The organism is Hyphobacterium sp. (assembly GCF_965228115.1).
Classification (GTDB): Bacteria; Pseudomonadota; Alphaproteobacteria; order Caulobacterales; family Maricaulaceae; genus Hyphobacterium.
In genome coordinates, this window is sequence record NZ_OZ245794.1 from 1195096 (window position 1) to 1211377 (window position 16282).

Sequence of the window (16282 nt, forward strand, 5' to 3'; positions counted from 1 at the left end):
CCCGATTCGCCACGTCAGGTTTTAACTGCTAAAGTTATCCACAACGAACATCGGGGTGGACGATGGATGGGCAGGGCTGGCCGCGCAGTGCGCAGGCCGGGCGAGATATGCGCGCGGTTGAGCGGTTGGCACCGCACCGCATCGCCGAGGTCTGGACAGATCAGGCCGCCAATGGGCTTTTTCGGAAACATCCGGAATTTTCAGCGAGGACGGGCATTACGCCCGGGCAGAAACTGGCCGCCATGACGCTGACTTTGCTCGCCTTCAGCACGATTGCCTTGTTCCCGGCGTCTGGCTGGACGGGACTGCAGCTCGCATTTGCGCTCGGTTTTTCAGCGCTGATCGCCTTGCGACTGACAGCGGCGGCATGCCCTCCCCGCTGGAATGAGGGGCCAAAACTCGATGATGATGAATTGCCGATCATCACAATCCTCGCCCCGGTCTATCAGGAAGCCAGCGTGCTGGACCAGCTGACGCAGGCGCTTGCCGCAATCGACTATCCGGTTTCGCGCCTCGACATCAAAATCATCATGGAAGCCGATGACCGCGAGACGATCAAGGCAGCCCGCCATTGCGTGTTCGACAGCCGGTTTGAACTGGTCATCGTTCCACCCGGTCTGCCGCGCACCAAGCCCCGTGCGCTGAATTATGGCCTTCATTTTGCTCGCGGCGATATCGTTACCGTTTACGATGCCGAGGATGTCCCTCATCCCGGACAATTACGGGCGGCGGCGGCGGCGTTTGCAGCGGGCGATACGGCCTTGGGCTGCGTTCAGGCACCTCTCAATTGGTATAACCACGACCGGAACTGGCTGACCCGGCAATTTGCACTGGAATATGCCATCCAGTTTCACGCCATTTTACCCCTTCTGGCACGGCTGGGCTTGCCCTTGCCGCTCGGCGGCACGAGCAATCACTTCCGGCGTGAGGCGCTTGAGGCCGCCGGCGGGTGGGACGCCTATAACGTCACCGAAGATGCTGATCTCGGATTTCGACTGGCCCGGCTGGGCTATCGCAGCGATGTTATAAGCCTGCCGACCATGGAGGAGGCCCCGGAAAATCTGGGGCCCTGGATCCGCCAGCGATCCCGTTGGCTGAAGGGCTATCTGCAATCCCTCGCCGTTCAATTGCGCCAACCCCGACACCTGCCATTGCGGGCAATGATCAGCCTGTCCCTTACACTCGGCGCAGCCGTGATCTCCGCTTTCCTGCACGGACCCGCCATCATGTTGTTTCTGGGCCTGTTAATCATGGGGAACACAGCCAGCCTGCCGGCGGCCGGGCTTCTGGCTTGTGGCTATGCCGCATCAGCCCTGTGCGCCGCTGTTGCCATCCGGCGGGCTGGTCTTGAAACGCGTGCGGCAGATCTGGCCCGTATGCCGCTTTATTGGCCGCTCCAGGCGGTTGCGATGTTAAGAGCACTTCGCGAATTGCGCGACCGCCCCTATTTCTGGGCCAAGACCGAACACGGATTTACAAAGGCGCCGCAACCGGCATGTCCCTTACCCTCACCCTCATCCTGCAAACCGTCTCTCTCGCAGCTTTTGCCCTCTGCGCCTGGCGGTCAAGCAAGGATCCGGACCCGGCAAAAGGTCCGCGCCTGATCCCCTGGACGCTGCTGGCGATTACGCTGGGATTCTGGAACCTGCTGGTGCTGGCTCATCTGGTTTCATTCATCGGGATCGAGACCGGCGGCCGGTTCAACAGCCGGCTAGGCCTGTAAAGACCGGTCCGGCTTACCATCTCGTCACTTGATTTGCCGCTCAACTGCGTCACTTTCGACGGCGGAAGGCGCACGGCACGTTAGCCATGTGAGATCGGGGCTTATCGCATGAATAGATACTGGATCGCAGGTGGCGTCGGAGCCGTCATTCTGGCGGCGGCTGCCTGGTATTTCATGGGCGCTGCAGAACCTGAAGGCGAGTTGGTCATTGAGAGCGAGGCCGCCGAGATCGCGGATATCCGCCGCTCGGTTGCCGCGACCGGCTCTGTGCGCGCGCGCGTTACCGTCGAAGTCGGCTCCCAGCTCTCCGGACAGATTGCCGAGTTGAATGTCGACTTCAACTCGCCCGTGTCCGAAGGCGATGTGATCGCCCGCATTGATCCGCAAAGCTTCGAGACCCGCGTGCGGGAAGCGGAAGCTGCTGTTGCCACGGCACAGGCGCAGGTCTCCCTGCAACAAGCCGGCCTGCAGCGCGTAAATGCCAATCTGCGCGTGTCCGAAGAAGAATTTGAACGGGTGGAGAACCTGCTGGAACGCGGCATTGCCAGCACCGCGGCCTTCGAAGCGGCTGAGGCGGCACTGGAATCCGCACGGTCAGAACGCGCCGTGGCGCAAGCGCAAATTCAAAATGCCCGCGCCACCTTGCAACAACGCGAAGCCACCTTGTCCGGAGCCCGCATTGATCTGGAGCGCACCATCATTCGCGCGCCCATCGACGGGGTCGTGATTAATCGCGAAGTCGATATCGGCCAGACTGTGGCCGCCAGCCTGTCGGCCCCCGTGCTGTTCACCATCGCGCAGGACCTCTCCGTCATTCAGATCGACGCCCAGGTCGACGAAAGCGATATTGGTCAGATCCGCGAAGGCCAGCAGGCGACCTTCTCGGTCGATGCCTTTCCAGGCCGTAATTACGAAGGCCGCGTCGATCAGGTGCGTCTGGCCGCCACAAATGAAGCCAATGTGGTGACCTATACGGTGGTCATCACCGCCGAAAATCCGGGCCAGCGGCTGTTGCCCGGCATGACCGCCAACCTGGATATCGTCACCGGCGAACGTGAAGGCGTGCTGTCCGTGCCCAATTCCGCACTTCGTTTCCGCCCGTCAGGCACGCTGGAAGCGCGCGCGCGTCCGGCAGAAGCGCCAGAGCAGGGCCGCCGGGGTGGCGGACAACGCGGCGGTGGTGGAGGAGGCGGCATGCTCGACCGGCTCGCTGAACAGCTGGAGATGACCGACAGCCAGCGCGAAGATGCCCAACGGGCCATCCGCTCGGCTTTCATGGAAATGCGTCAGCAGATGCAGGCCGGGGGCGGCCGGCCGGATCGCTCGGCCATGAACCAGCTCTTTGCCAATGCGTTGCGCGATGTGCTGACGCCCGAACAAATGGCCCGCTTCCGCGAAATTCAGGCCGAAAACGCCGAAACCCGCACCGCCAGCGTCTGGGTGGAGGACGCGGACGGCTATCTGGAAGAGCGCCGCCTGCGCGTGGGCGTCGATGATGGCCGGCGTACCGAAGTGGTTGGCGGCCAGCTGGAAGAAGGCGAAGCGGTGATCACGCGTGCGCGGATGTCTGGCGGATGAGCCAACCGCTCATTCACTGCCGGGATGTCGCCCGCATCTATGAGATGGGGGACAACAAGGTCCACGCCTTGAAGGGTGTGTCGACCGACATTCACGCCGGTGAATATGTCGCCATTATGGGGCCGTCCGGGTCTGGCAAGTCGACCTTCATGAATTTGATCGGAGCGCTCGACCGGCCCACTTCGGGCACGCTTGAAATCGATGGCGAGCAACTGGATCGCATGCGGGCCGACCAGCTCGCGGCTTTCCGCGGTCGCCGCGTCGGGTTTGTGTTTCAGCAGTTCAACCTGTTGCCGCGCACCAGCGCGACGGAAAATGCGGCTCTGCCCCTGGTCTATTCCGGTATTCCGGCCAGAGAACGCATGGAACGCGCCGAGCGCCGTTTGACCCAGGTGGGCCTCGGCGAACGCATGGACCATCATCCCAGCCAGCTTTCCGGCGGTCAGCAACAGCGTGTCGCAATCGCAAGGGCGCTTGTGAATGACCCCGCCATTTTGTTGGCAGATGAACCCACAGGGGCGCTCGACAGCCAGACATCCGAAGAAATTCTGGCGATTTTCGATCAGTTGAACCGCGAGGGTATGACCGTCATTCTGGTGACGCACGAATTGGAAGTCGCCGAACACGCCAAACGGCAGATCATTTTCCGGGATGGCGAGATTGTAGAGGACCGCTCATGAACTTGCTCGCTGCAATCCGCGTTGCGCTCACCGCGCTGCGGGTAAATCTCTTGCGGTCCGCGCTGGCCATGCTCGGTGTCATCATCGGCGTGGCTGCTGTCATCGTCATGGTCTCGGTCACCGATGGCGCCAAGCAGGCGATGGAAGAGCGCATTGCGTCTTTCGGAGCCAACTTGCTGATCATCCGGCCCGGCTCGTCGGCCTTCGGTGGACGCCGGGGCGGTGCCGGTACCGCGACGTTCATGAACGATGCGGACGTAGCCGCAATCCGGGACGAGATTGACGGTATCGCGGCTGTTTCCGGTGAAATGAGCGGGAATGCCACCTTTGTGGTTGAGGGCAATAACTGGTCAACCCGGATCCAGGGCGTTCATGCGGAATATTTTGAAACGCGTGACTGGTTCGCCGAAACCGGACGCGAATTCTATCCCGACGAAGTCCGCTCGGGTGCCCGTGTGCTGATCATTGGTCAAACACTGGCCCGCGAACTGTTTGGCGCATCCGACCCGATCGGTCAGATCGTGCGCGTTGGAACCACGCAGATGGAAGTCATCGGCGTGATGTCCGCCAAGGGCCAGTCCAGTTGGGGACAGGATCAGGATGACACGGCGTTCGCGCCCATCTCCACGGTTCGTGACCGTATTCTGGGCTGGAATCTGGGTGTCCGTGACCCGGTTTTCACCATCTATGCTGAAATCGACGGGTCGGCAGACGCAGAGCTCGTCACGGCTGATATCGAAGATCTCATGCGCATCCGCCGCGAAATTCAGCCTGGCGCGGAAGATGATTTCAACGTCCGAAATCTGGGTGAATTCATTCGCGCCCGAAACGAAACGGAAGACCAGCTCGGCCTGTTACTGGCGGCGGCAGCCGCGATCTCACTCCTGGTCGGCGGCATAGGGATCATGAACATCATGCTGGTCTCGACGACAGAGCGCACGCGGGAAATTGGCTTGCGGCTGGCCGTCGGTGCCAAGCGCGGCGACATCCGAAATCAGTTCCTGATCGAAAGCGTTGTGCTCTGTTTTGCGGGTGGGCTGATCGGTCTCGGTATCGGAATCGGGGCCGCCGCCTACATGGATTCGCTGGATGAATTTCCGATCTCTATCGAACCGGTCGTGGCCCTGATTGCTATAGGGGCCTCTGCTTTTGTCGGCATTTTCTTCGGGTTTTACCCCGCCCATCGCGCTTCCAGACTTGATCCCATCGAGGCGTTGCGCTTCGAATAGGGCCTCTAGGGAGGCAAACATGATCCATAGACGGGCTTTTCTGGCTTCCGCACTCGCGGTTTTCGCAGTGCCAGGGGCCGCTCATACGCAAGGTACGAACAGCACCATTCGCCACATGCTAGTCACCGCAACCCGCGCCGCGACCCAACGCCTGGGCCGGTTCGACGGGTTTTTCGGGGACGGGCTGGTTCGTATCCCGCTTCCTGGCCTGCTGGGTTCGACGCAACAAAGGCTGGAGCCATTGGGATTGGCAGGTCCGCTGGACGATCTGCAGCTGCGCATGAACCGGTCGGCTGAAAGCGTCATGCCGGCGGCGCGTGACCTGGTGATTTCCGCCATCCGGTCTTTGACCATCTCGGACGGGCTTTCGATTTTGCGCGGCGGGGATACCGCTGCCACCGCCTATCTCCGATCCCGGACAGAGACCTCGCTTGGCGGACTTTTGCGGCCTCCCATGGAAGAGACGCTCACAGACTCCGGGGCCTATGGCGTGCTGGATCAAGCCGCGGGCTTGATAGATCAGCGCAGCGGCATTGGCCGCTTCTTCGGTGGCAACCGGACCGCGCGGTCATCCGCTTCGGACTATCGCGAGCAGGTGACCGATTTTGCCGTTGAAAAGGCGCTGGATGGCGTCTTTTACTATGTCGGCGAAGAAGAACGCAGCTTCCGGGCCAACCCGACGCGGCGGGCTGAGGACGTGCTGCGCGGACTATTCGGACAATAACAGCCTGCCTGACAGGCCTAGAGGGGGAGTGAAATGGCGAAAGTTTTGGTCACCGGAATTAGCGGGTTCATCGCCAAACATGTGGCTTTGCAACTATTGCAGGGCGGGCATGAAGTTGTTGGAACGGTCCGTGATACGGCCAAGTCCGATCCTGTAAAGGAAACGCTCGTCCGCCATGGCGCGGATCACAACAAGATCAGCTTTGTCGAAGCCGATCTGACGGGTGATGATGGTTGGGCGGAAGCTGTCGCGGGTTGCGATTATGTCCAGCACCTCGCCTCGCCCTTTCCGATGGAGCAACCCCGCGACCGGGAGGCTCTGGTTCCGGCAGCGAAAGAGGGCGTTCTGCGCGTCACAAATGCAGCTCTGGACGCGGGCGTGAAGCGGATTGTCGTGACCTCTTCACTCGCAGCCGTGATGTATCACCCAAAGTTCAAGGGGAATTTCACCGCCGGGCCGGAAGACTGGACGGACCCGGAATGGAAAGCCATCTCCCCCTATATCGTCTCGAAGACACGCGCAGAGCTTGCGCTGTGGGAGCTGCTCGATCAACGCGAGGCCCGTGACAAGGCAACGGTGATCAATCCGGGTCTGGTGCTGGGACCTGCGCTGGATGAGCGGATTGGCACCTCCTTGTCGGTCGTCGAGCTTTTGTTGAAGGCGGCCTATCCAGCTTCCCCGCCGATCTGTTTCCCAACGGTCGATGTGCGCGATCTGGCCGCATTACATGTGGCCGCCATGGAGTCGCCCAACACAGCAGGGCTGCGTCTGCTGGCGGCGGCTGACACGTTATCCATGCAAGAAACCGCATTGGTATTGCGCGACGCCTTTCCGGCCTTTGCCAAGAAAATCCCGACTGGCGAATTGCCGGCATGGCTGGTGCGCTTCATGGCCAATTTCGACCGCTCGCTCCGGTCGGTGACCTCTGACCTCGGCCGCCGCCGGAACGCGAACACCGCCTATGTGACCGAGAAAACCGGAATTGCTTTCCGGCCTGCTCGGGAAGCGGTGATTGCGGCCGCCGAATCGCTTATTGAGTTTGGCGTAGTCGAACCACCGAGCTGACCATGATCCAACGCTTTGCCCTGTCTTTTCTTGTTTTTATTGGCCTTGCGGCGCCCGCCGCGGCGCAATTCGCCTGGCCGACAGAAGCCCCGGAAAACTGGGCCCTGGCCATTGTGGATGTTGAGACCACGGGCCTGGATCCCGCCTATAATGAAATGATCGATCTGGGCGCGATCTATACCGATCTGGACGGGAATGAGATCGGCCGGTTCTTCATCCGCATGAACCCGGATCACCCTGACCGCGCCAGCGAAGGCGCACGCGGCGTCAACGGCTATGACGAAGCACGCTGGCAGGAGCTGGGCGCGGTTTCCGAAGAAGAGGCAGTTGCAGCCTTCCTCGCCTTCCATGAAGACATGTCGGGCGAGCGAACAATTATTTTCACGGCCTACAACGCCTATTTCGATCGCAGCTTCCTGGACGCACTGTTGCAGGAACACGGCTCCAGCTTCCGTGATCTTTACACCTATTATGTGCTGGACCTTCCCTCTGTCGCCTGGGGCCATGGTCTCCGTCATTTGCGCAGTTCCGGCAATGCGGTAGCCATAGGGCTGGAACCGGAAACGGACGACCCCCTATTGCACACGGGCGAGACCGGGTCACAGTTTAATCTGGAGCTTTATCGCGCCATTCTGGCGGCGCAGGCCGAGACCGCGAACTAACCGGCCTGAGCCGCATTGAACAGCGTCCGCAATCCATCAATGGCGACCATCACGCCAACCGAAATCACGATGCCAGAAAAAACATAGTTCAGGGCCCGCTTGCGCTTCGCTAGCGCTTTGGACGCCCAGGTCCCGCATATACCGCCAATGGCGCCGCCGAGAATAAAGAGAATCGCGACACGCCAGACGACCAGGTCTGACAGGGCGTAGCTGGCTGCAGTCGCCGATCCGAAAGCGGTCACAGACACAAGCGACGAGCCAATCGCATTCAAGAGCGGCATCGCCGTTGCCACGATCAGACCGGGGACGATCAGAAACCCGCCACCTATACCGAAAAACCCGGACAGTCCGCCGACCATCAGGCCTGACCCCGCCAGCTTCGGGGCCAGCCGCCATGTCAGCCGGACATCACCATCTCCGCCCGAGCGGGGCCGCAACATCAATAGCCCCACCACAATCATCAAAAGGCCGAACAGGCCCAGCAGCAATTCCCCGTCGACGCGCTTTCCGGCGGCCGCGCCGACGAATGCGCCCGCCACGCCGGCCGCTGCAAACACCAGCGCACACTGCCATTTCACATTCCCGGCGCGGGCATGCGTCATGAGGTTGAAGAGTGCACTGACAGCGACCGCCAGCGCGCCGGTTCCGATCGCCAGATGCGGGCTGCCAATCCGCACCACATAAACCAGCAGCGGTACAGCAAGGATGGACCCACCCCCACCGATCAATCCGAGAATGAAGCCCACAAGGCTGCCCGAAAATACCGAGAGCAGGTCTTGCAGCATGATTGGCGCTCCTGTCCCCGGCCCGCGATTATCCCGCGCGGTCCAGCAAGTCTTTCAGATATTTCTGATATTCGGTTTTCGGACTGTCATCGACGAGGTCTTCCAACCCCGCCCGGTCAATAAAGCCCATGCGGAAGGCAATCTCTTCCGGGCAAGCCACTTTCAGCCCGGTCCGTTCTTCAACCACTTTGATGAACTGGCCAGCTTCAAACAGGTCGGCATGGGTCCCGCCATCCAGCCAGGCCACGCCCCGGCCAATCGTTTTCACATGAAGATCGCCCCGCTCCATATAGGCGCGGTTGACGTCCGTGATTTCCAATTCGCCACGCGCCGAGGGTTTGAGGTTCCAGGCAATGTCCAACACGTCGGGATCATAAAAATAAATTCCGGGCACCGCGAAATTCGACTTCGGTTTCTGCGGCTTTTCTTCCAGGGAAATGGCTTTGCCATCCGGGCCAAGCTCGACCACACCGAAGGCGCTGGGGTCTGCGACTTCATAACCGAATATCGTCGCGCCCTTGTCCAGCCTTGCCGCCTCCTGGATACGATGAGACAGGCCGTCACCATAAAAAATATTGTCCCCGAGTATGAGGGCGACATGCCGGTTTTGAAGCTCGTTCGCCGCAACACGAAATCCTTCGGCGATGCCGCCCGGCTTGTCTTGCGCCACATAGGTAAAATCGAGACCCCAACGCTTGCCGTCGCCCAAAAGCGCCTGGATTTGCGGTATCGAGTCCGGATTTGAAACAATCACGAACTCCCGGATCCCACCCAGCATCAGGGTTGTTAGCGGATAATAGATCATCGGCTTGTCGAACACCGGCAGGAGGTGCTTGTTGACCGAATGCGTCAGCGGATAAAGGCGGCTGCCCGTGCCGCCGGCCAGAATGAGGCCCTTCCATTTTGCCGGCATCAGGCGTCTCCTTCGCTGCGGCTCAGACCCAGCCGCGCGATTTCAGCCGGATCGCGCGATAACCATTCCGGATGGGTCAAATACCAATCGAGTGTCTGCGACAAGCCTTCATCCAAGGTTACCGCCGCCGCCCAGCTCAGCTCCGACTTTGCGCGGGCCGCATTCACCGCATAGCGCAGATCATGACCCGGCCGGTCTGTCACGAAACGGATCTGGTCCGCATAAGGCGCTGTGCCGGGACGTTTCTGATCCAGCAATCCACAAATATCCCGGACCAGATCAATATTGGTACGTTCCGCATCGCCGCCGAAATTGTATTTCCGGCCCGCGCGTCCTGTGGCCATAGCGGCAATCAAGCCCGCAACATGGTCTTCGACATAAAGCCAGTCCCGGATGTTCTCGCCCGTGCCATAGACAGGGATGTCCGCGCCCGACAAAGCCGTCCGGATGACCGTCGGGATCAGTTTCTCCGGATGCTGGAACGGTCCGTAATTGTTGGAGCAATTCGTGATAACCGCCGGCAGACCATAGGTTTCGGCCCAGGCGCGCACCAGATGGTCGGCACCGGCTTTTGAGGCCGCATACGGGCTGTTCGGCGCATACGGCGTATCCTCACGGAAAGCGACATCCGTCATTGCGAGCGTGCCATAAACTTCGTCTGTGGAAACGTGAAGGAAGCGAAACGCATCTGCCGCCTCACCCGGCAAACTCCGCCAGTATTCCAGCGCACAATCCAGCAGGATGGACGTTCCAACCAGATTTGTCTGGATAAACACGCCCGGCCCGTCAATTGACCGGTCGACATGGCTCTCGGCTGCCAGGTGAAAAACCTGTTGAGGTTTGAAGGTCTTGAACGCGTCGCTAATGGCCGCTCGGTCCGTGATATCGGCCTTGAGAAAGGAATAGTTATTCGCCCGGCTGACTTCGGCAACGGTGCGGGCGTCGCCCGCATAGGTCATGGCGTCCAGATTGACGACTTCATGACCGTCAGCAACCAGCCGGCGCACCAACGCCGAACCGATAAATCCGCACCCGCCTGTGACCAATACCCGCATAAATCCCCGCTTTCATCCCGCCCCCTCGCAGAAAACAGCGCAGCGCCAGAAAGGCAACCGGAAACATCAGGTTAGCGCCAAAGAAAAAGGCCCGGCACTGGGCCGGGCCTGTTCCATTATTATTTGCAGCTCTGAAGCCTACCAGATGCTCACACGGCGTTCCGGCGGCAGGTAGAGCGCATCGTCCTCGGTCACGCTAAAGGCATCATACCAGGCGTCCATGTTCCGGACGACGCCATTGGTGCGGTACTGGTTCGGGCTGTGCACACCTGACAGCAGGCGGTTGCGCATCGAGTCCTCGGTGCGGATCCCGCGCCAGACCTGTGCCCAGGCCATGAAGAAGCGCTGCTCGGGCGTGAAGCCGTCAATCACTTCGCCACCGCCATGATCCTCGAGATACATGCGATAGGCGTGAAGCGCGATGGACAGGCCACCGAGATCACCGATGTTTTCACCCATGGTCTGATTGCCGCGCACGCACTCGCCCTCGATCGGACAGAACGCATTGTATTGCTCTTCCAGAACCGAGGTCCGGGATTCAAATTCACCACGGGCGAACTCGGTCCACCAGTTGCGTTGCAGGCCGGTGCCATCAGAACGGCTGCCCTGGTCGTCAAATCCATGGCCCATTTCATGACCAATGACGCCGCCAATGGCGCCAAAGTTCACCGCCGCATCTGCATACGGATCGAAGAAGGGGGCCTGAAGGATGGCCGCCGGGAAAACGATTTCGTTACGCTGCGGGCTGTAATAGGCATTCACCGTTTGCGGGCTCATGAACCAGGCCCAGGACCGGATCGGACCGCCAAGGCGGGACCGGCTGTCGTTGCGGCCCCAATCGCGCACGGCATTGGCATTCGCGATCAGCTGACCCGGCTCCATGTCAATCGTGGAATAGTCGCGCCACTGGGTTGGATAACCAATTTTCGGAATGAACGCTTCGAGCTTGGCGAAGGCTTCAACCCGGGTCTCGTCATCCATCCAGGGTAAAGTATCCAGACGATCAGCGAACGCCCGGCGCAGATATTCCACAAGCTCGGTCATCTGGTCGCGATAATCCGGCGGGAAGTATTGCTCTACATAAACCTGACCGATCAACTCGCCCAACCGGCCATTGACGAATTGCACGGCGCGCAGCTGGCGCTCGCGCTGTTCTTCCGTGCCATTCAACCGGGTGCCATAGAAGGCGAAGGACGCTTCATCATAAGCCGCCGGCAGCATGGAGGTGTGGTTGTCGATGAAATGGAAGGCCAGATAGGAGCGCAGGGTCTCAACCGGCGTTTCCGAGAAGAGCTGAGCCAGCCCCTGCACCGCCGTATTGGTGTTGACGATGATCTCTTCCTGACCGGCAACATCCTCCTCTTCGAGGAAGGCGCGCCAGTTAAAGCCCGGCGCATAATCAATCAGCTCGTCGACGGTCTGAAGATCATAATTGGCGATCCGGTCACGCCGCTGTGCGCGCGTCCAGTGAATCTCGGCGATCGCCGTTTCCAGAGCCAGAATGTCTTCGGCGCGTGGGCGGCCATTCTCGATGCCCGCGCGGTCAAACACGCCGGTAATGTAGTCGACATAAGCAGCCCGATGGCCCGGGAAGGGCTCGTCATCGCGCAGGTAAAAATCACGGGTCGGCAGGCCCAGACCGGTCTGGCCGGTCGAGATGACATAGCGTGTCGGGTCACCCGGATCGATGGTCACGCCAAGCGAGAACATGGTCATATGCGACGGGCGGCCAAACCAGCGTGCGATATCATCATGCGTCGTCGAGGCCAGAATACCGTCAATTTCGGCTTGAAGCGGCGACAGGCCGAGCTCCTCGATCCGGTCGGTATTCATATAGTCATTATACAGGGTGCCGATCTGGTATTCGGCAGTGCCCGGCTCGGCCTCCATGGCGGCCGCTGTGAGAATGATGTCCTCAATCCGCTCTTCGGTTTGCAGGAACAGCTCGGTAAACGCATTCATGCTGGAAAAACCAGCCGGCAGCTCTGCCGTCTCGAGCCAGCCTTCATTCACATAACGGAAAAAGTCGTCGCCCGGATCAATATCTGCGGCAACGTGTTGCGTCTCGACGCCCCAGCTGCCAAGCGCTGGCTCTCCGCCTTCAGCGGCTTCCGAGGCCACATCAGTGGACGCGGTTTCGGTCTCGGCCGGTGTTTCCGCCTCTTCTGCCGCGTCACGCGGGCTACACGCGGCGACAAGCGCAACACAGGTCGATGCCAGAAGGATTTTTCTGATCACAATAAAGCTCCCCACAGTGGTTCTGCCCCGTTAACTAGCGGTAACTTGGCCAAGCACAACTGAAATAACTGTCATATTATCCGGGCTGCGGCGTTCCGGGCTCGCATTGATTATTGAACAGTCCGGACCGCAACGCTGGTCCCGCCGAGGATATTGCCGTCCAATGCGGGAGCAACAGATGGTGCGCTTGTATCTGCCGGACCGAACAGGACATTGACCCGGTTTTGCCTCGCAGCGAGTGGAATCGGCTCCGTGCCAACCCCGACAATCACGGTGAAGGTTCGCACCTCGTTTGCGCCAAACGGTACGAACGCCGTGGTGGCAGGCTGGGACAGGCACGCGCCTGTCGCAGGGTTGGATTGACAGATCGCGGCTTCCAGCGCTGTGCCCGGTATGGTCGGGCTGCCGGCTGTTGCCGCTATCAAGCGCGCAGGACCAAGATTGATCACGGCCACACTAAAGCGTTGAATGCCGCTTTGCGGCACCGAGACAATCCCGTCATTGCTGATCGTGCTGGAAATCGCGAGCAGATCATTGTTCGGAAAATTATCTGCGGTGATCAGCAGGCTTCCGACATTCAGCGCAGTCCGTTCGCTTCCGGGGGCATCTGCACGAGGCCGCAGATTGTCACAGACAAAGACCGGGCGAACCGTGAAGTCGGCGATAGGCGTTGAAGGCCGCACCCCGAAAACGAAAGATTGCGAGCCACCCGGCGCGATGTCGACCGGCGTATTGGGCTGGCCTGTGGCGGCATTGGTCGCCGGATTCGTGGTTTGATAGGTGAAGGATCCGGCAAATCCCGGTGGCGATTCAAGCCGGCAGTTCCGGGCGGTTTCACTCGCGCTTGCTGGAATAATGATCGTTGCAAAGGCTGTCACCAGCTCGCCAATCCGTCCGGTTCGGACCGAAGGCAGGACCGCCGAATTGGGCCGGATATTCACTGCAGAGTCCATTGACCAGTTCAGCCGGAAACTGCCCCGTGCATCGGAGACACCATCCACGACAATCCGGTAAGTCTGACCCGCGCTGGCATCGAAACTAATGGGTCCGCCAACGGCACTGGCGACGGCATCCTCGTCCGAATTATAGGCCGCCACGATAGTTGCGAAACTGGCAGCCGCGGCGTCGAACCAGACCGTCCCGTCGGCAGGCGCAGTCCAGCTGAACCAGAGCGAAGCCCCGCCGGCCGTCCCGGCGTGTGGCGGTTCCCCGTCTTCAAAAGACGCAAGATTATTGGCCCCTGATACCATTCCGGACCGGCCGGAAATCACCTGGGCCGACTCAAAATCATCATTCGGTGGGGGCGCGATCGAAGAGAAGGTCAACTGCGCAGCGCCTGTGCTGCCATCTGCGCCCGCGATTGCGACGTAATAGGTCGTCCCGGCAACCGCCTGCACCTGGACCGCCGCGAAGCTATCCATGGCCTCGAAATCATCATTCGACGCGATTTCGGTCAGGCTGCCCACCGAGCTGCCGGTATAAACCCCCACCACAGGATCAATCCCTGCGATACTATTGACCTGAAACACGACAGCCCCGGTCCAGGGCGCTGTCCAGCGGTACCAGACAGACCCCGATGCCCCGTTCCCCGCATGAGCAGGCTCGCCTGCCTCCCGCGTGGCGCCTACTGTCTGGGTGCGGGCAATGGATGGAAAATTGAGCGCCAGGGCGTTGGCGAAATTGTCATTCGGCGGTGTTGGAATAACATCCATCGAGACCGCCATGGAGGGCGTGGAGACACCCGCGTCAGATGTGATCGAGTACACGGTTCGATAAACACCCGCTTGCAGGCCGGTGGCGTCGGTTCTGACGATGAGATCGCTGGTCTGGCCCACGCCGGTCGTTCCGCCAATTGAATTGGCCGGGCCACTGACGCCGCCATCAGATGACAGCCCCGCACCAAATTGCAGCCAGCCATCCTCGGCATTCGCATTCCAGTTCACGGGTGCCGCGCCGGTATTCAGCAGATTGTGAATCGAAATGAGCCCGCTCAGGGGCTCGGTCAGCGACACCGTTGAATCCGAAGACGCAACCGGAGTGATGCTGAAAGTTTCCGGATTGTTCGACAAGAGAGGCTGCAAAGCAGCATTCGCCGCGTCGACCCGGATACTGGGAGCCTGAAACCCTGATCTCTGCGAAGTGATGGTCACGCCGGTCGCCTCAAGCGCGTTTTCAAGCTGGTCAACGGATAGCGTTGGGTAGGCAGCGCGCAACAGGGCAAACGCTCCCGCGACATGCGGCGTCGCCATAGACGTGCCATCATAGGAAATGGTCCGGCCCGGGCCGGAATCGTTCAGGGTTGGATAGGCAGAGGTAATCGCTGTGCCCGGTGCCAGCATATCGACCTGATAACCGGAATTGGAAAACAGTGAGAGCGTTTCAAACGCCGGGCTCGTCGGATTGGCGGACGGCTGAGCCACCGATCCTACTGTAATGGCATCCGTGATGCAGGACGGCGACCCGATTTCGTCAGGATAGGCGTTATTCCCGCTGGCGATAATCGTCGCGATACCGGCCGCCCGGAGTTGCCGGATGATCGCCGTCTGGGGTTCGTTATCACAAGCGAACTGATAACGCCCGCCGCCCAGACTCATATTGATCGCAGCCAGATTCAATTCATTACGATTGGTATAAAGCCACTCAAGCGCACGAACCTGATCCCCATCAAAAGAGGTCAGGCATAATTCCGACTGCCCGCCACAGGCTTCTGCATTCACACCCAGGTGGAAGACCTGAACCGCGACCAGTCCCGCAGCAGGAGCGACTCCCCGCAAAGTGGTGCCGGGTTGGTTCGGATCCTGGAAATCGCCACCGAGCACGATCCCGGCGACATGCGTGCCATGGGCACAGTCATCCGATCCGATAAACGGGTTTTCTTCTGCGAGCAGGCAATTGTCGCCCGCTGACGGCGTGGTCGTATCAACCAGCTCGCCATTGGGGCAAAGCCCCAGATTTCCTGCGGGCGGCATCGTCCCGTGATTGGTATCGCGGTATCCCGAAAAACAGGCTGAGCCCACAATCCGGTTGGCAAACATGGGGTGTTCGAGATCAACACCGCTATCAAGCACCGCGACCGACACGCCCGCGCCTGTCAGGCCGGAGGTGTGCAGATTTGTGGCGCCAATATAGTCGACAGATGTGCCCAGATAGGGCCGGCTCAGCCGGTCCGGCTGAATGCGGTGGACAGCGGGGTCTGCGGCCAGCGCTCTGATTTCGGCCGGCGTCAGATACATCGCGGCCATCGGCGAGTAATCATACTCATGGATCAAGGCCGAGGCCTCGATCACCAAAGGGTCTTCTGCCAGCGTGGCAGCGGAAACGCCAAGCGCCCGCGCAATGATATTGTCCCGCGCGCTATCCATGGCTGCAATTGAGTCCACGGACTCCAGATTACCGGCGCTATCAAACGCCAGAGGTGGAATATCGAAAAACACAATGACCCGTTGGCGGGCATCGCCGTCCAATAAGGGTTGGAGATCAGCCGCGATCGTACCGCTTTGTGCCTTGGCAGACGGCGTACTCACCCAAATGCCGACCAAAATCAGCGCCATAACAAAACGCATAATCATTTAAGTCCCCCCGGATCTGTCGGGCAAACCCTAGCCTCGTTGCGCCACTTAAGACAATAAA

At 60.2% G+C, this 16282-nt stretch carries 12 protein-coding genes; 7 read left to right on the forward strand and 5 right to left on the reverse strand.

The window, feature by feature from the left end; translation table 11 throughout:
* Window positions 1-62: 62 nt before the first annotated feature.
* The 7 genes from ACO079_RS06495 to ACO079_RS06525 all read left to right on the forward strand — a co-directional run bounded on the left by ACO079_RS06495 (window position 63) and on the right by ACO079_RS06525 (window position 7661).
* Window positions 63-1604 (forward strand): glycosyltransferase, encoded by a 1542-nt coding sequence (locus tag ACO079_RS06495; protein ID WP_421792689.1) that lies wholly within the window; start codon window positions 63-65, stop codon window positions 1602-1604.
* A gap of 227 nt (window positions 1605-1831) precedes the next feature.
* The gene (locus ACO079_RS06500; protein ID WP_421792691.1) at window positions 1832-3301 is read left to right on the forward strand and encodes an efflux RND transporter periplasmic adaptor subunit; all 1470 of its coding nucleotides are present in this window, start codon (window positions 1832-1834) and stop codon (window positions 3299-3301) included.
* A complete protein-coding gene (locus tag ACO079_RS06505) occupies window positions 3298-3981 on the forward strand; it encodes an ABC transporter ATP-binding protein (protein ID WP_421792693.1) in 684 nt (227 codons plus the stop codon). The genes ACO079_RS06500 and ACO079_RS06505 overlap by 4 nt, the downstream gene beginning before the upstream one ends.
* Complete coding sequence (locus ACO079_RS06510) at window positions 3978-5210, forward strand: ABC transporter permease (protein WP_421792694.1); 1233 nt, start codon at window positions 3978-3980, stop codon at window positions 5208-5210. The genes ACO079_RS06505 and ACO079_RS06510 overlap by 4 nt, the downstream gene beginning before the upstream one ends.
* Window positions 5211-5229: 19 nt before the next feature.
* Window positions 5230-5934: a DUF4197 domain-containing protein gene (locus ACO079_RS06515; protein ID WP_421792695.1), complete on the forward strand. Its 705-nt coding sequence runs from the start codon at window positions 5230-5232 to the stop codon at window positions 5932-5934.
* A gap of 33 nt (window positions 5935-5967) precedes the next feature.
* Window positions 5968-6999 carry an NAD-dependent epimerase/dehydratase family protein gene (locus tag ACO079_RS06520; RefSeq protein WP_421792696.1) on the forward strand — a complete coding sequence of 344 codons (1032 nt, stop codon included), beginning with the start codon at window positions 5968-5970 and terminating at the stop codon, window positions 6997-6999.
* A 2-nt stretch (window positions 7000-7001) separates the two neighbouring features.
* Complete coding sequence (locus tag ACO079_RS06525; protein WP_421792697.1) at window positions 7002-7661, forward strand: 3'-5' exonuclease; 660 nt, start codon at window positions 7002-7004, stop codon at window positions 7659-7661.
* On the opposite strand, the gene ACO079_RS06530 is transcribed toward ACO079_RS06525, so the two are convergent.
* From ACO079_RS06530 to ACO079_RS06550, 5 genes are all read right to left on the reverse strand, one after another.
* Window positions 7658-8446 (reverse strand): sulfite exporter TauE/SafE family protein, encoded by a 789-nt coding sequence (locus ACO079_RS06530; protein ID WP_421792698.1) that lies wholly within the window; start codon window positions 8444-8446, stop codon window positions 7658-7660. The genes ACO079_RS06525 and ACO079_RS06530 overlap by 4 nt on opposite strands.
* A 28-nt stretch (window positions 8447-8474) precedes the next feature.
* Entirely contained in the window at window positions 8475-9359 is an 885-nt protein-coding gene (gene rfbA, locus ACO079_RS06535; protein ID WP_421792699.1) for a glucose-1-phosphate thymidylyltransferase RfbA, read from the reverse strand.
* Window positions 9359-10414 (reverse strand): dTDP-glucose 4,6-dehydratase, encoded by a 1056-nt coding sequence (gene rfbB, locus ACO079_RS06540; RefSeq protein WP_421792701.1) that lies wholly within the window; start codon window positions 10412-10414, stop codon window positions 9359-9361. Before rfbB ends, rfbA begins: the two co-directional genes overlap by 1 nt.
* Before the next feature lie 138 nt (window positions 10415-10552).
* Window positions 10553-12652 carry a M13 family metallopeptidase gene (locus ACO079_RS06545; protein WP_421792703.1) on the reverse strand — a complete coding sequence of 700 codons (2100 nt, stop codon included), beginning with the start codon at window positions 12650-12652 and terminating at the stop codon, window positions 10553-10555.
* Window positions 12653-12762: 110 nt separating this feature from the next.
* Window positions 12763-16221, reverse strand: a complete 3459-nt coding sequence (locus ACO079_RS06550; RefSeq protein ID WP_421792705.1) for a S8 family peptidase — start codon at window positions 16219-16221, stop codon at window positions 12763-12765.
* Window positions 16222-16282 lie beyond the last annotated feature (61 nt).